20 protein-coding genes are annotated in these 23757 nt (G+C 66.4%); 2 read left to right on the top strand and 18 right to left on the bottom strand.

Going from position 1 to position 23757, the window contains the following annotated elements; all coding sequences use genetic code 11:
- Nucleotides 1–7: 7 nt before the first annotated feature.
- The 8 genes from NDN16_RS08245 to NDN16_RS08210 form a co-directional block, all read right to left on the bottom strand.
- Complete coding sequence (locus tag NDN16_RS08245) at nt 8–880, bottom strand: NAD-dependent epimerase/dehydratase family protein (protein WP_251113146.1); 873 nt, start codon at nt 878–880, stop codon at nt 8–10.
- 3 nt (nt 881–883) lie between these two features.
- On the bottom strand, nt 884–1678 hold the full coding sequence (locus NDN16_RS08240; RefSeq protein WP_251113145.1) for an SDR family NAD(P)-dependent oxidoreductase: 795 nt from the start codon (nt 1676–1678) through the stop codon (nt 884–886).
- A gap of 23 nt (nt 1679–1701) precedes the next feature.
- Nucleotides 1702–2739, bottom strand: a complete 1038-nt coding sequence (locus tag NDN16_RS08235) for an ABC transporter permease (protein WP_251113144.1) — start codon at nt 2737–2739, stop codon at nt 1702–1704.
- Nucleotides 2740–2802: 63 nt separating this feature from the next.
- Entirely contained in the window at nt 2803–3846 is a 1044-nt protein-coding gene (locus NDN16_RS08230) for a sugar ABC transporter substrate-binding protein (RefSeq protein ID WP_251113143.1), read from the bottom strand.
- 27 nt (nt 3847–3873) lie between these two features.
- The gene (locus NDN16_RS08225) at nt 3874–4635 is read right to left on the bottom strand and encodes an ATP-binding cassette domain-containing protein (protein ID WP_251113142.1); all 762 of its coding nucleotides are present in this window, start codon (nt 4633–4635) and stop codon (nt 3874–3876) included.
- A gap of 27 nt (nt 4636–4662) precedes the next feature.
- A complete protein-coding gene (locus NDN16_RS08220) occupies nt 4663–5913 on the bottom strand; it encodes an ROK family transcriptional regulator (RefSeq protein ID WP_251113141.1) in 1251 nt (416 codons plus the stop codon).
- A 129-nt stretch (nt 5914–6042) separates the two neighbouring features.
- Nucleotides 6043–6807 (bottom strand): SDR family NAD(P)-dependent oxidoreductase, encoded by a 765-nt coding sequence (locus NDN16_RS08215; protein WP_251113140.1) that lies wholly within the window; start codon nt 6805–6807, stop codon nt 6043–6045.
- A 130-nt stretch (nt 6808–6937) separates the two neighbouring features.
- Nucleotides 6938–7813, bottom strand: a complete 876-nt coding sequence (locus tag NDN16_RS08210; RefSeq protein WP_251113139.1) for a D-alanyl-D-alanine carboxypeptidase family protein — start codon at nt 7811–7813, stop codon at nt 6938–6940.
- Nucleotides 7814–7982: 169 nt separating this feature from the next.
- Between NDN16_RS08210 and NDN16_RS08205 the strand changes: the two genes are divergently transcribed.
- Complete coding sequence (locus NDN16_RS08205) at nt 7983–8738, top strand: sulfite exporter TauE/SafE family protein (RefSeq protein ID WP_251113138.1); 756 nt, start codon at nt 7983–7985, stop codon at nt 8736–8738.
- Here NDN16_RS08205 and pta read toward each other — a convergent pair.
- From pta to NDN16_RS08185, 4 genes are all read right to left on the bottom strand, one after another.
- Nucleotides 8648–9715 (bottom strand): phosphate acetyltransferase, encoded by a 1068-nt coding sequence (gene pta, locus NDN16_RS08200; RefSeq protein ID WP_251113137.1) that lies wholly within the window; start codon nt 9713–9715, stop codon nt 8648–8650. The genes NDN16_RS08205 and pta overlap by 91 nt on opposite strands.
- A 1-nt stretch (nt 9716) precedes the next feature.
- The gene (gene xsc / locus NDN16_RS08195) at nt 9717–11492 is read right to left on the bottom strand and encodes a sulfoacetaldehyde acetyltransferase (protein WP_251113136.1); all 1776 of its coding nucleotides are present in this window, start codon (nt 11490–11492) and stop codon (nt 9717–9719) included.
- A gap of 71 nt (nt 11493–11563) precedes the next feature.
- Nucleotides 11564–12898 (bottom strand): MFS transporter, encoded by a 1335-nt coding sequence (locus NDN16_RS08190; RefSeq protein WP_251113135.1) that lies wholly within the window; start codon nt 12896–12898, stop codon nt 11564–11566.
- Complete coding sequence (locus NDN16_RS08185) at nt 12868–14544, bottom strand: GMC family oxidoreductase (protein ID WP_251113134.1); 1677 nt, start codon at nt 14542–14544, stop codon at nt 12868–12870. Before NDN16_RS08185 ends, NDN16_RS08190 begins: the two co-directional genes overlap by 31 nt.
- A 172-nt stretch (nt 14545–14716) precedes the next feature.
- Between NDN16_RS08185 and NDN16_RS08180 the strand changes: the two genes are divergently transcribed.
- Nucleotides 14717–15475, top strand: a complete 759-nt coding sequence (locus NDN16_RS08180; RefSeq protein ID WP_251113133.1) for an IclR family transcriptional regulator — start codon at nt 14717–14719, stop codon at nt 15473–15475.
- Nucleotides 15476–15480: 5 nt separating this feature from the next.
- Here the strand turns inward: NDN16_RS08180 and NDN16_RS08175 are convergent, their stop codons facing one another.
- The 6 genes from NDN16_RS08175 to NDN16_RS08150 form a co-directional block, all read right to left on the bottom strand.
- On the bottom strand, nt 15481–16395 hold the full coding sequence (locus NDN16_RS08175; RefSeq protein WP_251113132.1) for a Csu type fimbrial protein: 915 nt from the start codon (nt 16393–16395) through the stop codon (nt 15481–15483).
- Nucleotides 16392–18803: a fimbria/pilus outer membrane usher protein gene (locus NDN16_RS08170; RefSeq protein WP_251113131.1), complete on the bottom strand. Its 2412-nt coding sequence runs from the start codon at nt 18801–18803 to the stop codon at nt 16392–16394. The genes NDN16_RS08175 and NDN16_RS08170 overlap by 4 nt, the downstream gene beginning before the upstream one ends.
- A 13-nt stretch (nt 18804–18816) precedes the next feature.
- Nucleotides 18817–19245: a fimbrial biogenesis chaperone gene (locus NDN16_RS08165; protein ID WP_251113130.1), complete on the bottom strand. Its 429-nt coding sequence runs from the start codon at nt 19243–19245 to the stop codon at nt 18817–18819.
- 25 nt (nt 19246–19270) lie between these two features.
- Nucleotides 19271–19765: a Csu type fimbrial protein gene (locus NDN16_RS08160; protein ID WP_251113129.1), complete on the bottom strand. Its 495-nt coding sequence runs from the start codon at nt 19763–19765 to the stop codon at nt 19271–19273.
- Between the two features lie 154 nt (nt 19766–19919).
- Nucleotides 19920–20594 carry a DeoR family transcriptional regulator gene (locus tag NDN16_RS08155; RefSeq protein WP_251113128.1) on the bottom strand — a complete coding sequence of 225 codons (675 nt, stop codon included), beginning with the start codon at nt 20592–20594 and terminating at the stop codon, nt 19920–19922.
- 85 nt (nt 20595–20679) lie between these two features.
- The gene (locus tag NDN16_RS08150; RefSeq protein ID WP_251113127.1) at nt 20680–23670 is read right to left on the bottom strand and encodes an autotransporter outer membrane beta-barrel domain-containing protein; all 2991 of its coding nucleotides are present in this window, start codon (nt 23668–23670) and stop codon (nt 20680–20682) included.
- Nucleotides 23671–23757: the final 87 nt, after the last annotated feature.

Below are 23757 nucleotides of genomic sequence, written 5' to 3'. Positions count from 1 at the left end.
ATGGGTGCTACAGGCCAAGGGCGGCGTAGAGATCGTCCTGCGGCCGGTAGCCGACCAGCCGCTCCGCCTCTGCAAGGTCCCAGCCGGTGCCGCGATTGCCGGATACGCCGTTGACGGTGATGCAGCGGGCCGGCCAGCCTTCGGCGGATGCGGTGATGGCGTTGGTGAACAACTGCACGAAATCCCGGTTCGACAGCCACATGGCGCGGTACCAGGCAAGGTCGCGCCTGCCGTCTGCGTCCGCCGGCTCCGATGAGGCGAAGGCGGCGTCGCCCGAGACATTGATGGTCTGCGGCAGGTTGTCGCCCGGCTGCACCCAACCGACACGGATATTGATACCCGTCATGCCCGGAGCCCGCGCCACGAGCGCATGAAGTGCGCGCTCGCCCATCAGCTTGGCCGTGGCGTAGGCGGTGGAATCCATCATCTGCGTGCCCGTGTTCCATCGCGTGCCGGGGGCCGGCGGGGTCGCGCCCGTCAGGAAACCCGGCTCGGACCGCGCAAGGGGCGCGTCCTTGTAGCCGCCCATCACATGGTTGGACGAGGCGAACACCACCCGCGACACGCCATGGAAGGCGGCACGGTCGAAGACAGCCATCGTCATGTCGAAGGAGGCGGCGGCATCGGCCCAGGAGGCGTCGGTGTGCGGGTTCTGCGCCGCAAAATGCACAACGGTGTCGCAGCCTTCCATCATACCGGTCCACCGGCCGGCGGCGTCGAGAAGGCTGCCGGCAACCGTTTCGATACGCGGGTCCGCGACGTCGTCGGGTGGGGCAAGGTCTGCCGCCACGATGCGGGTGCAGGCGGGGTCGGCCAGAAGTCCGGCGATGAGTTTACGGCCGAGGCCGCCGCCCGCGCCGGTAATGAAAGTCGCAACCATGGTTCAGGCCCGTATCGAGAGTTCCGGTTTGCCGGCGGGCAGGGGCCCTTCGGGCAGGGTCTGTCCGCCGTCGACGATCAGAGTCGTGCCGGTGACGAAAGACGATTCTTCGCTTGCAAGGAAGAGTACGGCGTCTGCCACTTCCCGTGGCGTGCCCAGACGTCCGAGCGGCACTGAGGCGGCCATGCCGTCGATAAAGGTAGCGCTACGTCCTGCCTGCATGCCCTCGGTCAGGATGTTGCCGGGTTCCACGCCGTTGACGTTGATGCCATGGGGCGCGAATTCCAGCGCAGCCGACCGGATGAAGCCATTGATGCCGGCCTTGGACGCGCCGTAATGCCCATGGCCCGGCGAGGTGACGCGCGGGCCGGTGATGGAAGAGGTGAAGACCATGCGGCCGTAGCCTGCCGCCCGCATCGGCCGCATCGCGGCCTTGGCGGCCAGGAATGTGCCGCGCAGATTGACACCCAGCACGGCATCCCATTCCTCGGGGGAGATATTCTCGATCAGCGTCAGCGGGTAGATGCCGGCATTCTGGATCAGGATGTCGAGCTTGCCGAAGGCGGTCAGCGCCGCGGCTACGATCTCTTCCGCGTCGGCCTCCCGCGATATGTCGGTGCGCAGAAAGCGCGCGACGTCGGGTCCGCCAAGCTCTTCCGCCAACTCATGTCCGGCGTCCTCCTGCAGGTCGCCGATGACGATGCGCGCACCTTCGGCAACGAAGCGCCGGGCGATGGCGCCTCCTATGCCGCGTGCGGCGCCCGTCAGTACGGCGACCCTGCCTGCCAGTCGTGTCATGTAGCTCTCCGCAAGCTGTAGCCTCAGGCGATCTGGCGTCGCAGCGACGTCTTGACCGTGTCCAGCAGGATGGCGGCCAGAACCAGCCCGCCGCGAATGATCTGCGTATAGTGCGGCGGCATGCCCATGACGTTGATCGCCGTGGAGATGGACGACAGCAGGAGCACGCCGGCGATGACCCCGCTGAGCCGGCCGACGCCGCCCTTCAGGCTGACGCCCCCGATGACGACCGCCGCGAAGACGTCGAACAGCATGCCGGTGCCCAGATTGGCCGTCGCGCCGGAGGTGCGGGCCGCCAGCAGCCAGCCGGTGAACCCGGCGATCATGCCCGTCAGCATGAAGACGACGATCATGAGTCGCTTAACGGGGATGCCGGCGCGGTATGCGGCGATGGCGTTGCCGCCCACCATCACGATGTGCCGCCCGAACGGCGTCCTGGCCAGCATGACGGCGAAGACGAGGAAGATCAGGCCGGTGATCCAGGCAAGGACCGGAAGGCCGAGGAAGGAATTGACGGCCACCCAGCGGATTTCGTCCGGCATGCCATAGACGGACCGCCCGCCCGACAGGGCCACCACCAGACCACGCACCCACAGGAACGAGGCGAGCGTGACGATGAAGGAGTTGATGCGCCACACCACGATCAACCATGCATTGATGAAGCCGACCGTTGCGCCGATGACCAGCGAGAGCCCGATGGACAGGAGCGCGGTGACGAAGCCGTTGCCGACAACGATGCCGAGCCCCGCCCCGTTGGTGCCGAACAGCAGCGCCGAGGCCATGGCGGACAGGGCCATTGTCGATTCTATGGACAGGTCCATCTCGCCGCAAAGCACGACGAGGGTAAGGCCGACGGCAAGCACGCCGATGAAGGTGGATTGCTCCAGGATGTTCAGGATGATGCTGACCTGGAAGAAATTGGGTATCGCGATGCAGAAGGCCGCGAAGACGACCAGGAAGACGACCCATACGAGATTGTCGAGTGCGAATTCCGCCAGCACCCGGCTACGGGATCCGCGTGCGGCATCGGCCTGGGGCGAGGCCATATCTGTCGAAGTCATGGCGTTGAGCCTCCGGAAGGGAACGTCGCCGGCCCGCCGCGCACGGGCGGGCCGGCATGCCGGTTACTTGACGGCGGTGACGGGCGTATCGGGCAGCTTGCCATTGCCCCAGAAGGACGGGTCGTCGACGTTGGACTTGTCTATGGCGGCGCCGGGAATTTTCAGGTTGGGCCCCCAGGCCTCCATCGTAAGCTGCGCCTTCTGCCCCAGCACGTCGTATTCGCCGGGCTCGAGCGGCTCTTTGGCGATGATCTTGTCGGCGAACATGGCCAGTCCGGCGGCCTGCGCGAACAGGGGCTGTTCCACTTCCACCTGCTCCCAGCCCTTGCGGATGAGGTCCAGCCCGACGGGAGCGCCGTTGGAAGAAACCAGCATCACCTCGCCCGGCTTCTTGCCGCGCGCCTCCAGTATGGCGCTGACGGGGACGGCCAGATGCGCCGCATGGACGAAGATGAGGTCGATGTCCGGGTTCACCAGAAGCTGGTCCGACGCGATGTCGCCGGCCTTGGTGGCTTCCCACATCAGTGCAGGCTGGCTGATGATGGTCACGTCCGGATAGTCCTTCATGGCTTCTTCGAAGCCCTTCTGGATATCGAGCGTATAGGAGTCGCCCGGATCGCCCAGGATCTGCAGGATCTTGCCTTCGACCTTGCCCTTGCGTTCCGTCAACAGCTTCTGCACGCTTTGCGCGGCGATCTGTCCGATCTCGACCGTGCCGGCGACGGAGGTGAGATCGCTTTGCGTCGAGGTGATCTGCCTGTCGAAGATCATCACCGGTATGCCGGCCTCGCGCGCCTTCTCGATGCCGGGCTTCATAGCCTCGAAATCGACGGCTGCCAGCACGATGGCCTTGGGCTTGAGGTTGATGACGTCGTTCATCTGGCTCTGCTGCAGGTCGGTACGGTTCTGCGCGTCCAGCGACACCGTTTCATAGCCGACCTCGCCCATGAATCGCTGGATGGCATCGACGGATCCGGTCTGGAACTCGTCCAGCAGCGTCGGCACCAGATAGTAGATCTTGCCCTTGCTCTCGGCGAGGGCGGCCGTATGGCTTGCGAGCAGCATCGCCACTGCACAGAGGCTTGAGAGGAAACGAACAGGCTTCATGGCATTGTCCTTTCGTCGGCGGTTGGATCAGTGGATCGCTTCGTTGTGGATTTCACCTGTGATCATGCGGATGACGTCTTCCGGACGCGTATCGCGCGTGCGGACATTGCCGGCGACACGCCCCTGGCGGATCACCACGATACGGTCGGCGACCTGGAAGGCCTGCGCCATGATGTGGGTGATGACGATCACCCCGATGCCCTCGTCGGCGACGCGGCGGATCGTCTCCAGTCCACGCCGCGTCTGCTCGACGCCGAGGGCGGCGAAGGGTTCGTCGAGCAGAACCAGCTTGCCGCCCCAGTGCACGAAGCGGCTGAGTTCGATGATCTGGCGCTGGCCGCCGGACAGGTGCTCGACATTGGTGCGCAGCGATGGAATGCGCGTGCCGGCGCTGGCCAATGCCTTGCGCGTTTCCTCCATCATCGCCTTTTCGCGCAGGAAGGGGATGCCGAAAACCTTTCGTGTCAGTTCGCGGCCCATGAAGAAATTGGCGACGACGTCCACATTGGTGCACAGGGACAAGTCCTGGTAGACGGTCTCGATGCCGGCGCGCTTGGCCTCCTGCGGAGAGGAAAACGCGACGTCCCGGCCCTCGAAGGCCATCGTGCCCGATGAGGGTTGCAGGCCGCCGGACATGATCTTCACCAGCGTCGACTTGCCGGCGCCGTTGTCGCCCAGAAGCGCAACGACTTCGCCGCGATCCATGGAGAAGTCTATTCCGCGCAGGGCCTCGATGGCGCCGAAGCGACGGGTGATGTCGGAAAGCTTCAACAGTTCCTGCGTCGGCACGGCTGTCTCCTTCGAGGTCTTCCCGGGTCAGGCTGCCTTTCGGTCGCGGGCGGCGAACAGGAAGAAGTCTTCTTCTTCCACCAGCCGTGTCGCCTGCTCCACGGCCCCGGATACGGATGTCCTGTCCAGAAGCGCCGTCCGCTCGACCGATACCGGAAACGGCACCAGCGCAGCGATGCGTGCGCCGAGGTCGGCGACGAACGCATCCCCGGCATGGGCAAGGCCTGCCCCGACGATCAGCTTGGCGGGGTTGAACATGCAGCACGCCGCCGCAAGGCCCCGCGCCAGCCGGCCCGTCAGACGGTCTACGATCTGCCCGGCGGCTACGTCCCCGGCGCTTGCGGCCTCGAAGACCATGCGTGCGTCCAGCCTCTCCGTGTCGCCCTCGCAGAGAGCGGCCAGGGCCGTGCTGTCTCCGGCCTCGACGGCCCTCCGGGCCAGCCGCGCGAAAGCCCTTCCGCCGGCCATCCACTCGAACTGGCCGACTCCGGGCGGTGCGGGCTCCATTTCGTCCATGACGATGCTGCCGATCTCTCCGGCGAAGCCGGACGCGCCCTGCAGGATGCGTCCGCCGGCCAGGATGCCGAGGCCGATGCCCTTGCCGAGATGTACGAAGATCGCGTCGTCCAGCCCTTGCGCCACGCCGTGCCGCCATTCGGCCAGCATGGCGAACTGCACCCGGCCGCCCGTGGTGAACGGGCATGCGAATGCGGCGTCGAAGGCGTCGGCCATCGTGTCGGCGAAGGATTGGCCGGCCCACGCCTCCAGGCCCGGCGCCAGCAGGAGCTCGCCGCTCCTTCGGTCCACGAAGCCGGGTAGCCCCATCCCGGCCGCCCACAGCGCACCGACAGGCAGGCTTGCGCGGTCCAGCAGGGTATGGGCGAGGCCGGTGGCCAGGTCGGCAAAGGCCGCCAGATCCGGCAGGCCGCCTGCAAGGCTGGTCTCCGTCAGGTGCAGGATGTTGCCGTCGAGATCCGACAGGCCGGCGCGCAGCCGGCTGACGCCGAGATCGAAGCCGATGACATGTCCGATTGCGGGATTGAAGGAGAGAAGATTGGCCTGGGGGCCCGGCCGCTGGGCGCCCGAGGAGGCCGGCTCGTGCTCGTGAAAGTATCGCCTGTCGAGAAGCTCTCCGACGATGTTGTTGACGGTAGGCTTCGACAGTCCGCTGAGCCGGGCGATCTCCGTGCGCCCCAGTGGGCCGGATGAGCGCAGAGCCCGCAATACATGCAGGGCGTTGGCCTGGCGCATCAACTGCGGGGAGGAGACGACACTCATGCTGCAGCCCTCTAACTGTTAGGAAGGCTAACTGTTAGGAAGCTTTACCGTCAAGACGGTTTGCTGAAACTTTTTGCGCGCACAGATTTGCGGCACTGCGATGGGTGTTACCGCAGTGCCGCAGCGATGCTAGAGGAACATGCCGCCGGATATCTCGATGCGCTGGGCGTTGACCCAGCGATTGTCGTCCGACAGGAGAGCGGCGATCGCCGGCCCGATATCGTCCGGAAGGCCGGGCCTTCCCAGAGCGGTCACGCCTGCGACGAAGTCGTTCGAGGCCTTGTCGTCGCGGATGCGGCCTCCGCCGAAGTCCGTTTCGATCGCGCCCGGTGCGACGGCATTGACGGTAATGCCGCGCGGGCCGAGTTCCTTTGCGAGATAACGTGTCAGAACCTCGACACCGCCTTTCATCGCCGCATAGGCGGAAAAGCCGGGCAGGGCGAAGCGGGTGAGCCCCGTGGACAGGTTCACGATCCGACCTCCATCCGCGATCATCGGAAGAAGTCGCTGCGTCAGAAAGAAGACGCCTTTCAGATGGATGTTCATCAGCCGGTCGAAATCGTCCTCGCTCGTGGTAGCGAAGGGTGTGTTGACGCCGATGCCGGCATTGTTGACGAGTGCGTCGAACGTGGTTCTGCCCCATTCGGACGAGAGCGTTGACCCCACCCGGCCGGCAAAGTCGGGGAAGGTTCCGGCGTCGCCGGTATCGAGCTGCAGCATCAGCGCCCTGCGGCCCAACGCTGCTATTTCCGTCCTGACGGTTTCCGCCTCCGCCCTGTTGCTATGATAGGTGCCGATCACGTCCACGCCGCGGCGGGCCAGCGAAACGGCAGTATTGCGGCCAAGGCCGCGGCTGGCGCCCGTCACGAGGGCGATCTTGGTTGCTGACGTCATTTGCGGTTCCTTGCGCTGTGGATGCCGAACAGATGCCGATTCCGTCCCTGGCGATAAAGCGCCGGCCGGGCTCGGCATCACCCAATTGCCCGTCTACAGCGTGCGGCGGGATAGGGCGCTTCGCCGAGATCTAGAACCAGGTGTCCAAAAGCTCTTCCGCTCGGGCGTCGCGCGCACGGCCGGTTTCGCCGCCCATGACGACTGCGATCAGCCGCTTGTTGCCGCGCTGCGCGGTGGCAACCAGATGGAAGCCCGAGGCGCGGATGTAGCCGGTCTTCAGGCCATCGACGCCAGGCACCTTGCCGAGCAGCTTGTTGGTGGCCTCGTAGCGGCGGCCGTTGAAGCGGAATTCCCGGAGTGTGAAGAAGCTCTGGTAGGCCGGAAAGCGCGTGCGCAACTGGAGCGCCAGCAACGCCATGTCGCGGGCGGTTGAGATCTGCCCCTCGTCCGGCAGGCCCGACGCATTCACGAAATGCGTGCGCGACATGCCGATGGCGCGTGCCCGCGCGTTCATCTGGCGCGCGAAGGCCTGCTCCGACCCTGCGACGCCCTCGGCCACCACGACGGCCACGTCGTTGGCCGAGCGGACGGCCAGCGCGGTTGCCGCTTCGCGCACCGTGATCGACGTACCGGCCGGAAGGCCGAGCCTGGCCGGAGGGCGCGAGGCGGCTTCCGCCGACACGTTCAACGGGCTTTCGAGGGATAGCCTGCCGCTTTCGACGGCCTCGAACAGCAGATACAGCGTCATCAGCTTGGTCAACGAGGCGGGATAGCGCAATTCGTTTGCATTTTCCTGCCACAGGATCCGCCCGGTCGAGGCGTCGAGCACCAGTTCGGACCGGCCGCGCTCCTGAACTGCCGCCATCACGCCGGCCGTCGGCATCGTCGCCGCAGGCGGATTGTCCACCGTCAGCACGTCGCCGCTGCGGCAGGCGGCCAAAGCGAGGGCCAGGGATGCGACGAGGGCGACCCGGCGCAGGCTGCGGGTCAGGCGGGGGTGGAACATGGACGGACTCGATCTGGCTGAAGGCAGGCGGCGATGGACGATGTCTGGCAGATTATGACTAATAAGCCCCTAAAACCAATTGCGTGAAGAGGGATCGGGTGGCATCACCCGGTTCCGTTTCAACCCTCCCGTCTCCGGTTCGGAGCCATCGTCCCCAGGTCCTGCATCCGTGCCCGAACTCGCAACCATCCTGTCGATGAGCGGGATCATCTTACTGTCGGCCGTGCTGCGCGGCTTTACCGGCTTTGGCTTCGGCCTGGCAGCCGTGCCGCTGATGGGTCTGGTGATCGAACCCGCCGGGGCGGTGCTGATCGCGCTGGCGCTGCAGTTCCTGGGCGGAGCCACGGATCTGCGGGCTGGCCGCAAGACGGCCCATTGGCCCACCTTGCGCTGGCTGATGCTCGGCGCCCTGGCCGGAACGCCCGTCGGCATGGCGGCCCTGATGGGCGTTTCATCCGGCGTGGCGCAGCTTCTGATTTCGGCCGTATGCCTGAGCGCGGTCGGCTTGCTGGCCGCGGGGCGCAGCTTCGTCAACCTGCCCGGGCGCGGGGCCACCGTGGCCGTCGGGGCGCTGGCCGGCTTGTTCAACGGCCTTGCCGCAATGCCGGGCCCGCCCGTCGTGGCTTTTTATCTTGCCGCACCGGTCAGCGCGCTGGTGGCGCGCGTATCGCTGATCGTCTTCTTCACGGTCACCGCGGCCCTTGCGCTGGCCCCCACGATCCTCGGCGGCTGGTGGACGCCGGACCTCGCCTTGACCGCAGCGGCCGGCCTGCCGCTGATGATCCTCGGCACCCATGCCGGAAACAGGCTCTTTCGCCTTTACGGCGCACGGCATCATCGCGCGGCGTCGCTGGCCGTGTTCGCCTGCATCGCGCTCATCAGCGGGGTGCACGGCATGGTTGCCGTGTTTGCCGCTTCCGCCTGAACCACCGTAACCGCGATCATGTGGCGCACGTCGTCGGCAGTGCAGCCGCGCGACAGGTCGTTGGCCGGGCGGGCCAGTCCCTGGAGGATCGGGCCGATTGCCTTTGCCCCGCCGATCCGCTGGGCGATCTTGTAACCGATATTGGCTGCATCGAGATTGGGGAAGACGAAGACGTTGGCATCGCCATGCAGTGGCGAGGCCGGCGCCTTCACCGCGCCGACCGCCGCAACGAAGGCGGCGTCGAACTGCAGTTCGCCGTCGATCACCAGCGCCGGGTCCGCCGTCCGGGCCAGGTGCACCGCTTCCACCACCTTCGAAACGCGTGCATGGCTGGCGCTGCCGGCCGTCGAGAAGGACAGCATGGCGACCCGGGCAGGCTCCTGCAGCAGCCCTTCGGCAGAGCGGGCGGAGGCGATGGCGATATCGGACAGTTCAGCCGCGTCGGGATCGATCACCAATCCGCAATCGGCGAACAGGAACGCGCCCTTGTGGGTATGGTGTGCTTCGCACAGCATCATCAGGAAGAAACTGGAGACGCGGCTTGCGCCCGGTGCAAGCCCGATGATCTGCAGGGCTGCGCGCACGGTGTCGGCCGTGGTGGCGACGGCGCCGCCGACCGTGCCGTCGGCATCGCCCCTGCGCACCATCATCGCCGCGAAGTTCAGTGGCCGGCGCATGGCCGCAAGGGCGTCCGCCCCGGTGACACCCTTGTGCGACCGTGCGGCGTGATAGGCGTCGGCGTAGGCGCCGAGCCGTTCGTCCAGTTCGGGATCGACGATGGCCACCGGCATGTCGCCGGCGGCGTCGCGCCAGCTTCGCGCCACCCGGTCCACGGGGCCGAGAAGCGTGATCTCCGCAAGGCCTTCGGAGGCGGCGCGCGCCGCCCCCGCCACGATGCGCCCGTCCATGCCCTCGGGCAGGACGATGCGCCGTGGCGAAAGGCGCGCCTTGTCGACGATGCGGTCGAGCGCCAGCATGTCAGCGGGGCGTCTGCGGCTGCATGTCGGCACGGTCTATGCCGGCCACGGCGACGGGCTTCTTCATGGCGTCGCGGCGGAATGGCTCTCCCAGTTCCTGGTTCAGCACCACTTCGACGAAGGTGGTGATGCCGGCATCCTGGTCGGCCGCCGCCTGTGCGATGGCGGCCGAAAGCGCCGCCGTGTCCTCGACGCGCACGCCCTTGAAGCCGCAGGCTTCCGCGATGCGCGCATAGGACAGTTCGGGGTCGAGCTCGGTGCCGACGAAGTTGTTGTCGTACCACAGCGTCGTATTGCGCTTTTCCGCGCCCCATTGGTAATTGCGGAAGATCACCATGGTCACGGCCGGCCACTCCTTCCGGCCTATGGACGTCATCTCGTTGATGGAGATGCCGAAGGCGCCGTCGCCCGCAAAGCCGAACACCGGCACGTCTGGGCAGCCGATACGCGCGCCGATGATGGCCGGAAAGCCGTATCCGCAAGGGCCGAACAGGCCGGGGGCCAGGTATTTGCGCCCCTGCTCGAAGGTCGGATAGGCGTTGCCGATCGCACAGTTGTTGCCGATGTCGGTGGAAACGATCGCCTCCTTCGGCAAGGCCGCCTGGATAGCGCGCCATGCCTGGCGGGGCGACATGCGGTCGGCGTCGCGCCGGCGTGCCTGCGCGTTCCATTCCGTGCCGGGGTCGTCGTCCTCGTGATCCATGGACGACAATTGCTGCAGCCAGCCGGAGCGGGTCTGGTGGATGAGCGCCTTGCGTTCCTCGCGCCCGGCATCGCCCGCCGTGGGCGAAAGCTGCGACAGGATGGACGCGGCCACCTGCCTTGCGTCGCCGCAGATGCCGACGCTGATCTTCTTCGTCAGGCCGATGCGGTCGGAGTTGATGTCGACCTGGATGATCCTGGCGTCCTTCGGCCAATAGTCGATGCCGTAGCCGGGCAGTGTGGAGAAAGGGTTGAGGCGCGTGCCGAGCGCCAGAACCACGTCGGCCCTGGCGATCAGTTCCATCGCCGCCTTCGAGCCGTTGTAGCCCAGCGGCCCGACGGCCAGCCGGTGGCTGCCGGGAAAGGCGTCGTTGTGCTGGTAGCCGGAGCAGACCGGCGCATCCAGCCGCTCCGCCAGCGCGGCGGACTGGGCGATCGCGTCGCCGATGACGACGCCCGCACCGTTGAGGATGACCGGAAACCGCGCTTCGGACAGAAGGCGCGCCGCTTCGGCGATGGCCTGCGCGCCACCGGCCGGCCGCTCCAGCCGCACCACCTGCGGCAGCTCGATGTCGACGACCTGCGTCCAGAAATCCCGCGGGATGTTGATCTGGGCCGGGGCGCAGCCGCGCCACGCCTTCTCGATGACGCGGTTCAGCACCTCCGCCACGCGGGACGCGTCGCGCACTTCTTCCTGGTAGCAGACCATATCCTCGAACAGGGCCATCTGGGGCACTTCCTGGAAGCCGCCCTGGCCCATCGTGCGGTTGGCGGCCTGCGGCGTGACGAGCAGCATCGGCGTATGGTTCCAGTAGGCGGTCTTGACGGCCGTCACGAAGCCGGTGACGCCGGGTCCGTTCTGCGCGATGGCCATGGCCATCTGGCCGGTGGCGCGGCAATAGCCGTCGCAGATCAAGCCCGCATTGGTTTCGTGCGCGCAATCCCAGAACGTGATTCCGGCGGCGGGGAACAGGTCGGAGACCGGCATCATGGCCGAACCGATGATGCCGAAGGCCTGGTCTATCCCATGCATCTGCAGGACTTTGATGAATGCTTCTTCCGTCGTCATCTTCATGGCGAGCAATACCTTTTGGGGTGTCTGGAACGGGGATTGGGGGCGGGCGGCGAGGCCGCCCGCCTGCCGTCTCAACGGAGGCCTTGCGGCGTCGCGGAACGGGTGTATGGCGCTTCCGGCCTGGGGGCCGCGTCAGGCTTCGGCACGCGGATGGCCATGGCAGATACCATGCTGACGAGCGCGGCGAAGACCACATAGCCGCAGACCAGCCAGGGCGACCCGCCGCCCCTGGCCAGAAGCCAGGTGGCGATGATGGGGGTGATGCCGCTCGCGAAGATGCCGGAGAACTGGTAGACGAAGGATATTCCCGTATACCGCACCCGCGCATCGAACAGGTCCGAGAAGAGCGCCGCCTCCGGCCCGTAGCACATGGCGTAGAGGATGCCGAAGGGCACGACGATGCCGAGCGCGATCAGCGGCAGCGATCCGGACGAGAAGAGCCAGAAGGCCGGGTAGGCCGACAGCGCCAGAAGCAGCGAGCCGATGGCATAGGTTTTCGGCCGGCCCCATTTGTCGGAAAGCCTGCCGAAATACGGAATGGTGAAGATCATGATAAAGGCGCTCAGCGTCACCAGCCACAAGGCGGACGTGCGCTCCACGCCGACATATTGCGACAGGTAGACGATGGAGAAGACGGCGAAGACGTTGAAGAAGACGCCGTCGATATAGCGCACGCCCATGCCCAGGACGACGTTCTTCGGGTAGGTGCGGATCATGTCCATGAAGGGAATGGTCGCTTCGCTCTTCGTGGTCTTGACCTGCTGGAACTCCGGCGTCTCGTGGACCTTCAGGCGAATATACATGCCGACGACCACCAGCAGTACGCTGGCGATGAAGCCGACGCGCCAGCCCCATGCCATGAACTGCTCGTCCGGCAGCATGGACATCAGCGCCGTGACGCCGGAGGCGAGGCAGAGGCCGAGCGCCAGGCCGATCTGCGGCAGGCTGGCGAAATAGCCGCGCTTGTCTTCCGGGGCGTACTCGTAGGCCATCAGCACCGCGCCGCCCCATTCGCCGCCGATGCCGATGCCCTGTGCGATCCGCAGCAGCAGCAGCAGGATGGGCGCGGCAAGGCCGATCTGGTCGTAGGTCGGCAGAAGGCCGATGGCGACGGTGGCGACGCCCATGATCATCAGCGTGATGACCAGCATGCTCTTGCGGCCGAGCTTGTCGCCGAAATGGCCGAAGATCAGGCCGCCGACCGGACGCGCCACGAAGCCGATGGCGAAGGTGGTGTAGGCCAGCAGGATGGATACGACCGGATCGTCGGCGGGAAAGTACAGCTTGTTGAAGACGATTCCCGCGACGATTCCGTACAGAAAGAAATCGTACCACTCGATGGTGGCGCCGATGACGCTGGCGCCGACGACCCGCCTCAATTGGCGGTCTGTAGTTCCCTCTGCCATTTCCGTGTCCTCCCGGCATTGATCTTGTTTTCGTTGTTCATGTCGTCCCGGATCATGTCCGACGCCTTTTCGCCGATCATGATGGCGGGGACGTTCGTGTTGCCCGATACCAGCGTCGGCATGATCGAGCAGTCGGCCACCCACAGGCCGTCCACGCCGCGCACCCGCAGCCGCGCGTCCACCACGGCGCCGGCATCCCCTTGCGGTCCCATCCGGCAGGTGCCGGCCGGGTGGAAGATGGTGGCGCCGTACTGGCGGGCGAAAGCCAGGAGGTCCGCATCCGTGCGCGCCTCCGGCCCGGGCAGTTTCTCTTCCGCGACATAGCCGGCCAGGGGTTCGGTGGCCGCCAGCCGCCTGGCGAAGTTGAGCGCTTCGACGGCGCAGCGCCTGTCGGTCTCGGTGGCCAGATAGTTGGCCCGGATCAACGGAGCGTCGGTCGGGTCGGGAGAGGCGAGGCGGATCGTGCCCGTGCTTTCCGGCCGCAACTGGCAGACGGACAGCGTGAACCCCGGATAGTCGTGGACCTGCCCGCCCGCCATGTCCGCCGACAGCGTGGCGATATGGAACTGGATGTCGGGCGTTCGCGAGCCGGGCAGGACGCGGGTGAAGAGCCCGCCCTGGTTGATGCCGATCGCCAGCGGACCGCCCCGGAAAAGCGCGTATTCGAGGCCCATGCGCAGCTTGCCCGACCAGGAGCGCAATTGATCGTTGGTCGTGACCGGTCGTGTGCAGCGATAAAGAAGCCGAAGTTGAAGATGATCCTGCAGATTGCCTCCGACGCCGGGCAGGTCGGCGACCACCGGCAGGCCGAGAGACGTCAGGTGCGCGGCCGGCCCGATGCCGGAAAGCATCAGGAGTTGCGGTGTCTGTACGGCGCCGGCCGCAAGGACGATGCCGCGCCGTGCGCGGATCGTGGCCGACGCTCCCTTGTGCACCACCGATAAGGCCGTGGCGCGCCGCCCCTCGAAGACCAGGCCCATGGCCTGCGTCTGCGTCAGGATGGTCAGGTTGGCCCGTCGTTCGGCCGGGCGGAGATAGGCTTTTGCCGCGCTCATCCGCAGGCCATTGCGGGTGGTTAGCTGGTAGTATCCGACCCCCTCCTGGGAGGCGCCGTTGAAATCGTCGGTGCGCGGCACGCCGCAGGCTTGCGCCGCGTCGCAGACAGCCTCGATCAGTTCGTGCCGCCGGGGAATGCTGCTGACGTGGAGGGGGCCATCCTGCCCGTGCAACGGATCGCCGGCGAAGCGCGTATTGGTTTCCAGCTTGCGGAAGTAGGGCAGTACATCATCCCAACCCCAGCCCTCGTTGCCGCGGCCGGCCCATCCGTCATAATCCTCTTGCTGGCCGCGAATGACGATCAGCCCGTTGATGGAAGAGCAGCCTCCGAGCACCTTGCCGCGTGGCCAGTAGATGCTGCGCCCGTTCATCGTAGGCTCGGCCTGCGTGCTGAAACGCCAGTTCAGCCGGTCGTTCCACATCGTCTTGCCGTAGCCGATGGGGACATGGATCCATGGGTTCGTATCGCGCGGGCCGGCCTCCACCAGGGCTACCGTACTGCGCCCGTCTTCCGTCAGGCGGTTGGCGAGCACGCAGCCCGACGACCCCGCGCCGACGACGACGTAGTCGAATTCCCGATCGATGTGCATATGCAGTTTCCTCCCTGCGAGAATGAAACTGCGCCGCCCAGAATGAGGAGTCAACCAATTTTTGAGATGAAATGTCTCACTGAATGAGATATATGAGTTATGGTGCGTTATGTTCGCTTGAAAAGCCCTGCCAGTCGGGCTTTTCAGGGAGCGGATTTTTTTCGGAGGCGGCATGGAAGAGAGGGATTCGGGTTCGGCCATGCTGCGGGCGCTGGACATTTTGTCCGCCATCGCAGGCGAGGGGGCTTCGGTGACGGTGCCGGGACTGTGCGATCGGCTGTCGCTTCCGAAGCCTACGGTGCATCGGTTGTGCCAGCGCCTCGAGGTGGAGGGGTGGCTGCTGCGGGAGCCGGACGGGCGAAGTTTCGCGCCGGGGCCGAAATTATCCCGACTGGCCTTCGATACGGTGCGCAATTCCACCAGCGCCGAGCGGCGCCATATCCTGGAGCAACTTGTGGAGGTCGCGGGCGAAACCTGCAACTTCGTGGCGCGCGCGGGCGACACGGCCGTCTATCTGGACCGCGTCGAGGCACGTTGGCCGCTGCGCATGCATCTGGATGTCGGCTCGCGGGTGCCAATGCATTGCACGGCCAGCGGCAAACTGTTCCTGTCCGCCATGCGCGCCGCACAGCGTCGCCGCATGCTGGAGACGCTGCAACTCGACAGGTACACCGCCAATACGCTGACCAGCGTGGATGCGCTGGAAGGAGAGTTCCGCCGCATTGCCGCGCGGGACTACAGCGTGGACGATCAGGAGTTTCTGGAGGGCTTGTGCGCCATCGCCGTGCCGGTGCGCGACAGACGCGGCGTCATCCTGGCCGCCGTGGCGTGCCACGGGCCGGTGCCGCGCTTCGACCTGGAGAAGGCAAGGGCGCTTCTGCCGCAGCTTCGGCAGGCCGCCGGACGGTTGGCCGCGACGCTGCCGGCCTGACGCGGTCAATACTCGATGGTGACGAGCACGCTGTCCGTATAGACGGCCGGAGGCGGCGTCGGCTGCGGCGGCACGCGCCCGTACAACGGAACGCTCTGGCTGACGCCCGTTCCAGTGCCTGTCAGAAGCGTGGTCGCCGTGTTGCCCCAACCCTGCGTGCGCGCCGGGTCCCGGTACAGGCCATAGATCACTTCCCGGCCGTTGGCGGCGCGCATGCGCCGCTCGGTCGGGCTGCCGGCCGATGATTGCCCCCCGCCGAGCGTGATCCGATATGGAGTGCCCGGTGTACAGTGCACCGAAAGGTTTGTGGTGGCGTCGATCGGTTGGCGGATCAATCCGGTCGTGCCGAAATTCAGGGATGCCGCGCCGACCGTGCATTGCGACTCGACCCGTGCGCGCACGTCGAATGCGGTTGTGGCCCGCCCTGTCAGCAGGCCGCAGTTCAACAGTGCCGTCAGGCCGTAATCCACATAGGCGTCGGCCCCTGTGAAGGTTGCCGTGTAAAGGCCCGGTTGCGGTATGGCCGCGCCGCGATAGAGCCGGGCGTAGACCGGCGACGAGTAATTGAGAAGGCTTATCGCCAGGGGTGGACCGAGAGCGGGATTGTCGCGTGATCCGTAGGGCACCGAGTAACCCGAATCGCGATACAGGTCGTATTCGAGGAAGGCCCCGTTTGGGCCGACGAGCCTCCTGCGGGGCGATGAGGCGGCGCCACCGGAGCCGAAGCCGATGCTTGGGCAGAAGATGCCGAGCAGTCCGCAATTGACCGATACCGTTCCGACGGCCGTCGCGGTGGTCGAGCGCAGCGGATCGATAGAGCCGAAATCGATGGACGATACCGACATGGAGCACTGAAACTGCGCCGATGCCGGCAGCGACAGGAAGAAGAAGGCGCAAAGAACAAGGGCAAGGCGTGTCATCCGGCCTCCGCGGCAAGGGGTTCGCATGGGATCGTGCCGAGATCGACCTGCTTTCCCGGCTGCGGGGCGTAGACGAACCACGCGCGGCATCGACGTCCATCCGGAAACTCCAGAAGGGCTTCGTTGCGCGCCGACAACCCGTCGACGAAGACGCTTCCATCGTAGCCGGCAAGGACCGCTTCCGGCACTTCGTTGACGGTGACGAGCGTGCCCACCGGAACCGGCTCGGAGCGGCCACCGGCATCGTGGACGAACTGCGCGAGCGCCGACAGGGATGCCGCCCCGGCGCCGAAATCGATCCGGACGCCACCGCCACGCGGTGGCGCCGCCTCCAGCCGGGTCGCTTCCACGATGACATCGATGGGCATCCGCATCGGGTCGATCCACACGGCGTTGCGCTCGTTGGCGCGCAGGCCGGGAAGGATCATCCGGCCGTTGCGGCCCGTTTGCCCGGCCGGCCGGTTGTCGTGGCTGACGGCGACGCCCGGAGCGCCCACATCGACGATGGCGAAGGCATCGTCGACCCCGTTGGCCAGAAAGACGCCTCCGTCGGTGGCCACGATGGCGCCGTCGACCTGAACCGTAGCGTCGTATCGGTCGTCGAACTGGGAGATCGAGGCAGCGATGCGCGCTTGTGCGCCACGATAGCTGGCGGCGGCGTCGCGCACCGTATGCCACCCTTCGCCGGCCCGCAGCCGCCAGCCATAGTCACCGATGTCCCAGCTTTCGGGGCGCGCGATGTCCACCGTCGCAAGCGTCCCGTCTTCGGCCGAGGAAAGGCCGGTCGTCACGTTGATCCTCTCTCCGAAAGCGAATGTCAGGCCGGCGAACAGGCCAAAGGCGTCGTCGTCGATGGCCTTGAACCCCGTGGCGAACAGGTTCGCCTTCATGACCTGTCGGGACCAGGAGCCGCCGACGATCGCCGTTTCCTGCCCGTAGGCGGTTTCCAGCCGCGTATAGTTGAGATTGAGGATGCTGTCGTCGAAGGGCGACGGAAAGGCAATGGACAACTGGTCGATAGCGCGGGCCGGCCGTGACAGGCTTGCCGGGAAATAAAGGTCTTCGGCCTCGTCCCATAAAGGGTCTGCCGTCACGGATGCGATATCGTCGTAGTTTCCGAAGGTCCGTTGCATACGACCGGACAGGCGCACCGCGCCGAACTCGAGTTCCAGCCCGCCGGCTGCGAGGAAGCCGGTTCCGCGGACGCTGTCGCTTGCCGCGCCGGCCACCGACATGACGCCGTAGGGGCCAACGGCCGCCACCAGCCCCACACCGCCATTCGCCAACCCGTCTCCGCCTTCGACATGGGTTTCCACGGTCAGGCGATCCGTCAGCCCGTAGCGCAGCGTCGCCGAACCCATTAGGCGGTCGTCGTAATCGAAGGAGCGCAGGCCGTACAGCCGCCGCGCGAATCCGGCTTCGAAGGCGTAGTCGACCAGCCCATCGTCCAGCAAATGCGGCGAGGCGAAGAAGGCGGATTCGGTGATGACTTCCTGCCCCTGCACATCGCGAACCACAAGGCGCGCATTGCCTTGCCCGGTGACGACCGGCAGGTTGGTTATCTGGAACGGGCCGGCCGGCACATCGCCGGAATAACGCCGGGCGTTATCGACGTAGAGTTCCACGGTGGAGGGTACGGCCGCGCTGCCGGAGATGGTCGGCACGGGAAAGGTAACGAGATCGGGACGAAGCGCGAAATCCCGCTTCACCTGCACGCCGCCCAGCCGAACGGGACGTGTCCATGACAGGCTCGCATTGATGATATCTCCAGCCGCGTAGCTGCGCATGGCCGCGGTATCGTCATGGCTCCAGGTGGTGTCCAGCCGCCGCGTTCCGTAGGGGCCATCGTTCGTCTGGGCGACGACGCCTCCGGACACGACGCCGAACCGGCCGAACAATCGCGGCTGGAAGAGGCCTGAAACGCCCTGGAAGGCGAACATGTCGGAAGGGCTGCCGCCGCCGGCTCCGGCCAGCAACGAATAATTGACGAGCGCGCCGAAGAGCGGCTCACCGGCCGGCGGGGGATGCGCAGCCGTGCCGGCCCCGCCCGATGCATCGAGGTCGAATGCGGCTCGCGCGTCCTCCTCCGCTTCGAAATGGATGGACTGGCTCTCCTCGTCATAGCGATAGGCGACACCCCTGAGGGCGGACAACATGACGAAACCCTCCGCATCCGGAACATAGCCGACCGTCGCGATGCCGACGCCTTCCAGCTCGTCGGCCTCGCCCATCAGGCCTCCGTCGCCGCCTTCGCGGAAGGCGGCCACGAGGCCGGTCGATGCCTGATTGACGAAAACCTCAAGATAGAGGTCGCGCGCTTCCGCGCGGGCAGTCAGGGCCAATGCGAGGCACAAGCCGGGAAGGAGCGCCGCCGATCGCCTGCAGGCAGCCGCGGACACCAGCGCCACGGGCCTTTCCGTCTCAGTCGCTGAACACGACGGGAATGGAATGGCGCACCACCACCGCGACGGTGCCCGGCTTCATCCTGCGCCGGTCGGGTACCTCGTCGACGAGCAGGCGATAGGATCGCCGCCCTTCGGCGGCCGCGCCGCCGACATGCACGATGCGGACGATGTTTTCGGCCCCCGGCCGCAGGGTCGTCATGGGGGGGCTGGCGACAACGTCGCGCGTTTCCTCCAGGCGGAAGCCGTCGCCGGCGGGTATGGACCGGAACACGCGGACCTGGACCGTGACGGGGGTTTTCTCCTCGTTCCGGACGCGCAGCATGGACGCCGAGTTTCCGGCCATCTCGACCTTCGTCGGCGATACGCGGATGGAGCCCGCATGGGCCGGCAAGGCGATGGCCGCGGCGATGGCGCCGATGGCCGCCAGGGCAAGGTAGTTGATCATAAGCGTGTCCTCCCCCTGCGAAGCCTCAATAGATGATCGTTGCCGTCACGACGTCGGTATAGGTGCCCGCTGCGGGCGCGCTGGCCTGCGCAGGGACGCGCCCGTAGACGGGTATGCTGTCCACCGCGCCGGTGCCGGTACCGGAAAGGGGAGAGCCCTCGGTTGCGTTGCCCCAGATCGTCGTGCGCGCGGCGTCGGTATAGATGCCGTAGGGCACGGTCGCCCCGGCATCTCCCGTCAGAAGGCGCGCAGCCGGTGTTGCACCGGTGCCGGTCCCGCCATTCAGCTCGATCGTGTAGGGAGTGCCCGTGGTGCACTGCACGGTCAGGGTCGATTGCGCATCGACATTGCTGGTGAGGACGCCCGAGGTCGGAAAGGCCAGCGTGCCCCCGCCGATCGTGCATTCGCCCTCGATGGTCAGCGTAACACTGAGATTGGCCGTACTGGTCTGCGCCAAGGCCGTTCCAGCCTGTGTCGCCGCCAGACCGACGAGCGAAATCGCGACAAGCCTCAGCACCATTCCCGTACCCCCGAACCGGTTTCGATCGCCGCATCGGCGGCATGTGTCGGAGCCTAGTTCGAAAGGGGTAGTGGAGGCTGTGCCCGGCAGGGCACTCCTGGTTGCCCGCGGTACAATAGAGCATTGTAAAATAATTTACAGGATGCTCGATCGGTCAGGCGGTGCGATATCTCAGATCGTCCCCCAGCACGCAATGCGCCACGCTGCTTTCCAGGGGCTGCTCGTCGATGTCCAGCAGGGTACGCCGGATTTCCAGCACGAAGGCGGGTGGCGTCAGCGAGAACAGGTCGATTGCCGCATCGCATGCGGTGACGATATCCGCATACTCCCGCTTCGTGACGGCAATGCGTCCGCCGACGATGGCATCCTGTGCCGACGCGGCCAAATCTTCCAGACTCGGCTGATCGCACGGCGCAGGCATCTCGACATATTCGACCGCGAAAGGGCGCCCGCGATAGAACCGAGCGCGCTGCACGAGCAGCATCGATCTCGGCAGCCTTTCGACCGAGCGGATAACGATATCGCCGCCGACGGGAGTGCCGTCCAGATCGACGACGTTCATCAGCGCGGCGGCCCGCCGCGCTGTGTCGAGGCTGACGATCTTGCGGTGTCCACGCACCCGCTCGATGACATGCAGCCGTTCGAGGACTTCGAAGGCACGCCGCACGGTCGCGACGCTGACACCGAACTCTTCCGCAATGAGAGTATCGGGTTTCAGCAGGCGGCCGCGTGGCCAGCGGCCATTGATGACACGACTGTGAAATTCTTCGCACAATTGTCGGTAGGTCGGCTTGTGGCGGGGAAACGGCGAAGCGGGAGGCAAGGCCATATCGAGGTTTCCGGGCTTGGTTGCTCGAAAAACTATTAGAGAGGTCATCTACCCGGAAAGGCAAGCCAACCGATGATTGTAGCGATCAGAATCGATAGGCGACGTTCATGAGTCCGCCATGCACGCTTTCGCCGCCACCGAACGCGCCCTGATACGTCACGCCGAACGCAAGCTGATCGGACAGGAAAAGGCGCAGGCCGGCCTCGATCGAGACGCTGTCTTCGGCCAGCGGCGCCCCCCTTGTGGTGAACGGCAGCCCCCCGAGAAAGGAAAAACGGGTTTGCGGCGTCGTATCTCCGAAAGCATGGCTCCATGCCGCCCGGACATGGACTTCACCCGGCATGGCGTAGCCGAGCGACAGGGGCACGCCGGCCCGCAGCCCGAGCGACGCGAAGGTGACCTGATCGCGCGATCGTTCGGCGGAGAGAGCGGCGTCTCCACCATTTTCGGTGAATCGCTCCGTCTCGACCATGACATGCGAAAGCCCGGCGAACGGCTCCAGGCGCAGCAGACCGGCCTGAAACAGATAGCTTGCCTCGGCGAAGGCGGCTGCGCTGCTGGCATCGTATTCAGCCGCAAGTGCATCGGTGAAGAAGGGAAAGCTCACGCTTCTCGCCGTGTCGATCCGATGCCAACCGTAGGAGACGCCTGCACTGAGGCTGGCGTTGCCCAAGGCGCCGCCGCCGTAGAGGCCGACGAGCAGGCTGTCGACGTCGGCGCTGGAAGCGCGCTGCTCCACGTCGATGGAATTGCGGCCATAGGCGGCAGCGAAGCCGAGCCGGACGAACTCGTCCACCGTTGCATCGACGCCGCCCATGACGCCCGATACGTCGCGCGTCGCACCGGCCGCGTTGCCGTCGCCATCCTGTGTCCCGCGTGCGCCATAGGCGCGCGCCCATCCGGCGGGACGCGTCACGAAAGCCGCGTCCGGACCCGGCTCGACGATGGCGGGCGCGCGGCCGCGGTCCAGCATGGCGCGTTCGAGCTGCCGGCTAATGGCGATCAGCGTGGACCGCATGGAAGCGTGCACCTCGCCGGACAACTGGTCGAAGGCTGCGCGCGCATCGTCCGCATTGCCGGAGAGGACGGCCCGCTGTGCGAGATTGGCGGGCGGAGCGCCGTCCAGGCCCGCGCCTGCATTGCGCTGGTTGAACGTTTCGCCGACATCGGCGAAGGCCACCGCGTTGCGCGACAGTCCCAGCGAGACCGCCCCCGGAGTGTAGGATAGGACCGGTGTCAGAAAGGCATAATCCTCCGCCACCGCGCCGAAGGTTCCGGCGACTCCGCCATCCGCCCTCAGGATGGTGGCTGAGGCGCCTGGTGTGTAGAGCCCGGTCTGGGTGAGGGCCAGGGTTGCGCCGTCGATGGTCGCCACGCCTGCGGCCAAGAGGGAATCGGCTGAGCCGCCGCCATTATCCAGGCGGTAGATGGCGCCGGGCGACAAAGCGAGGTCGCCCGCGATCGCCAGCGTGCCGATGCCCGGCCCGGGTGAAACGGCGCCCGCCGCCTGCACCAGGGTCGGCCCGGCCGTGCCCGTGCCCGCAAGGCTTGCGCCCGGGCCGACCGTGAGCGGCGAAAGCGCGAGGGCGCCGTCGACCTGCAGAATGCCGGCGCTGACGCGGGAAGGGCCGAAGATCGCACTATCACCGGACAGGCGGAACGTGCCTGCGCCCACCTTGTCGATGCCGCCGGCACCGATGAAACGTCCGGAAAAGTCGGTGGACGTATCGTTGCCGCCGAGGTTGAGCGTATTGGCGGCAAGGTCGACCGTGCCGCCACCGGCGAGCGAGCCGATCGTCTGGTCGAAACCGGCGATATCGAAAAGGGCGCCCGGAGCGACGGTGACGGCGGACAAGGTCGCGAAGGCGTTCGCATTGGCTGCCTGAAGCACGCCCGCGCTGACGATGGTGGCGCCGGTATAGCTATTTGCGCCCTGAAGCCGCAGCGTGCCCGGCCCGACCTTCTCCAGCGAGCCGCCGGACCCGCCGGCGACACCGCCGTCCGCAAGGCCGCCGACGGCGGTGTCCAGCCCGTTGCCACCCACCGTCAGCCGGTTTGCGCCCAGCAGCACCTGGCCGGTTCCGAGCAGGGATCCGAAGCTGGTGCCGCCGTTCGAGAGCCCGGAAATGTCGACAACGGCGCCATCGTCGAGCCGCATCTCCGCCAGCCCGCCGGAGGCGTTCGCGGAAAAGACCGTACGGCCGCCCGTCTGCGTCAGGATGATGGCGGTGCCGGCCGTTGCGTCGTCCGTAAAGTCGAGGGTGCCGGCGTTTGCGATTTCCCCGTCCGCCGCCGAAGCCGAGGACGAAAAGCGGACCGCGCCGCCGGCATTGTTGATGATGGTTCCGTCCGCGAGGGCGGATCGGCCTGCGAAGGTCAGGGCGCCGCTGTTGCCGATATCCGCGCCGGCGGCCGTCGCGTTTTCGGTGAAGGCGACCGATCCGCCGACATTGTTGGCGATGAAGCGCGTACCGGCCGAACTCGTGCCCGAGAAGGTCACGGTCCCGCCATTGGACAGGAGGTTGGAGCCGGCATCGGCATTGCCGGAAAATTCGATGCGCCCGGTCTGGTTGTTGGTGATGCTGGCGTTGCCGGCGCTGGCGTTGCCCCGGAAGGCGGCAAATCCGCTATTGCCGATCCGCGCGTTGCCGCCGGTGGCGTCGCCGTCGAAGGTCAATTGTCCGGAGCCATTGTTGACGATATCGGCCTCGGCGGCGCCTGCCGACCCTGCGAAGGCGGTTTCGCCATTGTTCGTCAGGCGGGCGGTGCCGGCGCTGCTGGCATCGAGAAAGCGCGCAGCGCCGCCGGCATTGGTGATGATGCCCGCATTGCCGGCCGTCGAGGTATCCCGAAACTCGACGGCTTGACCGGTGTTCCGCGTGATGCTGACCTCGCCGGCGCTTTGCGTGCCCGAATAGGTGACGAGGTCGCTGTCGGTGATGGCGAATGGAGCAGCCCCGGCTTCTCCGGACATGTCGAAGGGCGGGGCGGATTGGGCGTAGGCCGGCAGGGCGGCCAGCATGGTGGTGCCGAACAGGACGAGGCGAGATGCCCCGAAGCCCCCATGCCGAATCATCAACGCCCCCAGGTGAACTCAACTACAGGTTTGAGTTAACCATGAGGTCGCAGGCTGTGGAATCCGGGCGCCGACGAATTGGATGGC

This window comes from Aureimonas altamirensis, from assembly GCF_023702225.1.
GTDB lineage: Bacteria > Pseudomonadota > Alphaproteobacteria > Rhizobiales > Rhizobiaceae > Aureimonas > Aureimonas altamirensis_B.
This window is presented reverse-complemented; position numbering and strand designations above follow the sequence as displayed.

Bases quoted from the DNA above. Each gene is read 5' to 3' on its own strand.
- NDN16_RS08235 (WP_251113144.1), bottom strand. From the start codon at position 2,739: ATGACTTCGACAGATATGGCCTCGCCCCAGGCCGATGCCGCACGCGGA.
- NDN16_RS08160 (WP_251113129.1), bottom strand. From the start codon at position 19,765: ATGGTGCTGAGGCTTGTCGCGATTTCGCTCGTCGGTCTGGCGGCGACA.
- NDN16_RS08210 (WP_251113139.1), bottom strand. From the start codon at position 7,813: ATGTTCCACCCCCGCCTGACCCGCAGCCTGCGCCGGGTCGCCCTCGTC.
- NDN16_RS08220 (WP_251113141.1), bottom strand. From the start codon at position 5,913: ATGAGTGTCGTCTCCTCCCCGCAGTTGATGCGCCAGGCCAACGCCCTG.
- xsc (WP_251113136.1), bottom strand. From the start codon at position 11,492: ATGAAGATGACGACGGAAGAAGCATTCATCAAAGTCCTGCAGATGCAT.
- NDN16_RS08165 (WP_251113130.1), bottom strand. From the start codon at position 19,245: ATGATCAACTACCTTGCCCTGGCGGCCATCGGCGCCATCGCCGCGGCC.
- NDN16_RS08150 (WP_251113127.1), bottom strand. From the start codon at position 23,670: ATGATTCGGCATGGGGGCTTCGGGGCATCTCGCCTCGTCCTGTTCGGC.
- NDN16_RS08190 (WP_251113135.1), bottom strand. From the start codon at position 12,898: ATGGCAGAGGGAACTACAGACCGCCAATTGAGGCGGGTCGTCGGCGCC.
- NDN16_RS08215 (WP_251113140.1), bottom strand. From the start codon at position 6,807: ATGACGTCAGCAACCAAGATCGCCCTCGTGACGGGCGCCAGCCGCGGC.
- NDN16_RS08230 (WP_251113143.1), bottom strand. From the start codon at position 3,846: ATGAAGCCTGTTCGTTTCCTCTCAAGCCTCTGTGCAGTGGCGATGCTG.
- NDN16_RS08185 (WP_251113134.1), bottom strand. From the start codon at position 14,544: ATGCACATCGATCGGGAATTCGACTACGTCGTCGTCGGCGCGGGGTCG.
- pta (WP_251113137.1), bottom strand. From the start codon at position 9,715: ATGCTGGCGCTCGACCGCATCGTCGACAAGGCGCGCCTTTCGCCACGG.
- NDN16_RS08245 (WP_251113146.1), bottom strand. From the start codon at position 880: ATGGTTGCGACTTTCATTACCGGCGCGGGCGGCGGCCTCGGCCGTAAA.
- NDN16_RS08175 (WP_251113132.1), bottom strand. From the start codon at position 16,395: ATGACACGCCTTGCCCTTGTTCTTTGCGCCTTCTTCTTCCTGTCGCTG.
- NDN16_RS08180 (WP_251113133.1), top strand. From the start codon at position 14,717: ATGGAAGAGAGGGATTCGGGTTCGGCCATGCTGCGGGCGCTGGACATT.
- NDN16_RS08240 (WP_251113145.1), bottom strand. From the start codon at position 1,678: ATGACACGACTGGCAGGCAGGGTCGCCGTACTGACGGGCGCCGCACGC.
- NDN16_RS08155 (WP_251113128.1), bottom strand. From the start codon at position 20,594: ATGGCCTTGCCTCCCGCTTCGCCGTTTCCCCGCCACAAGCCGACCTAC.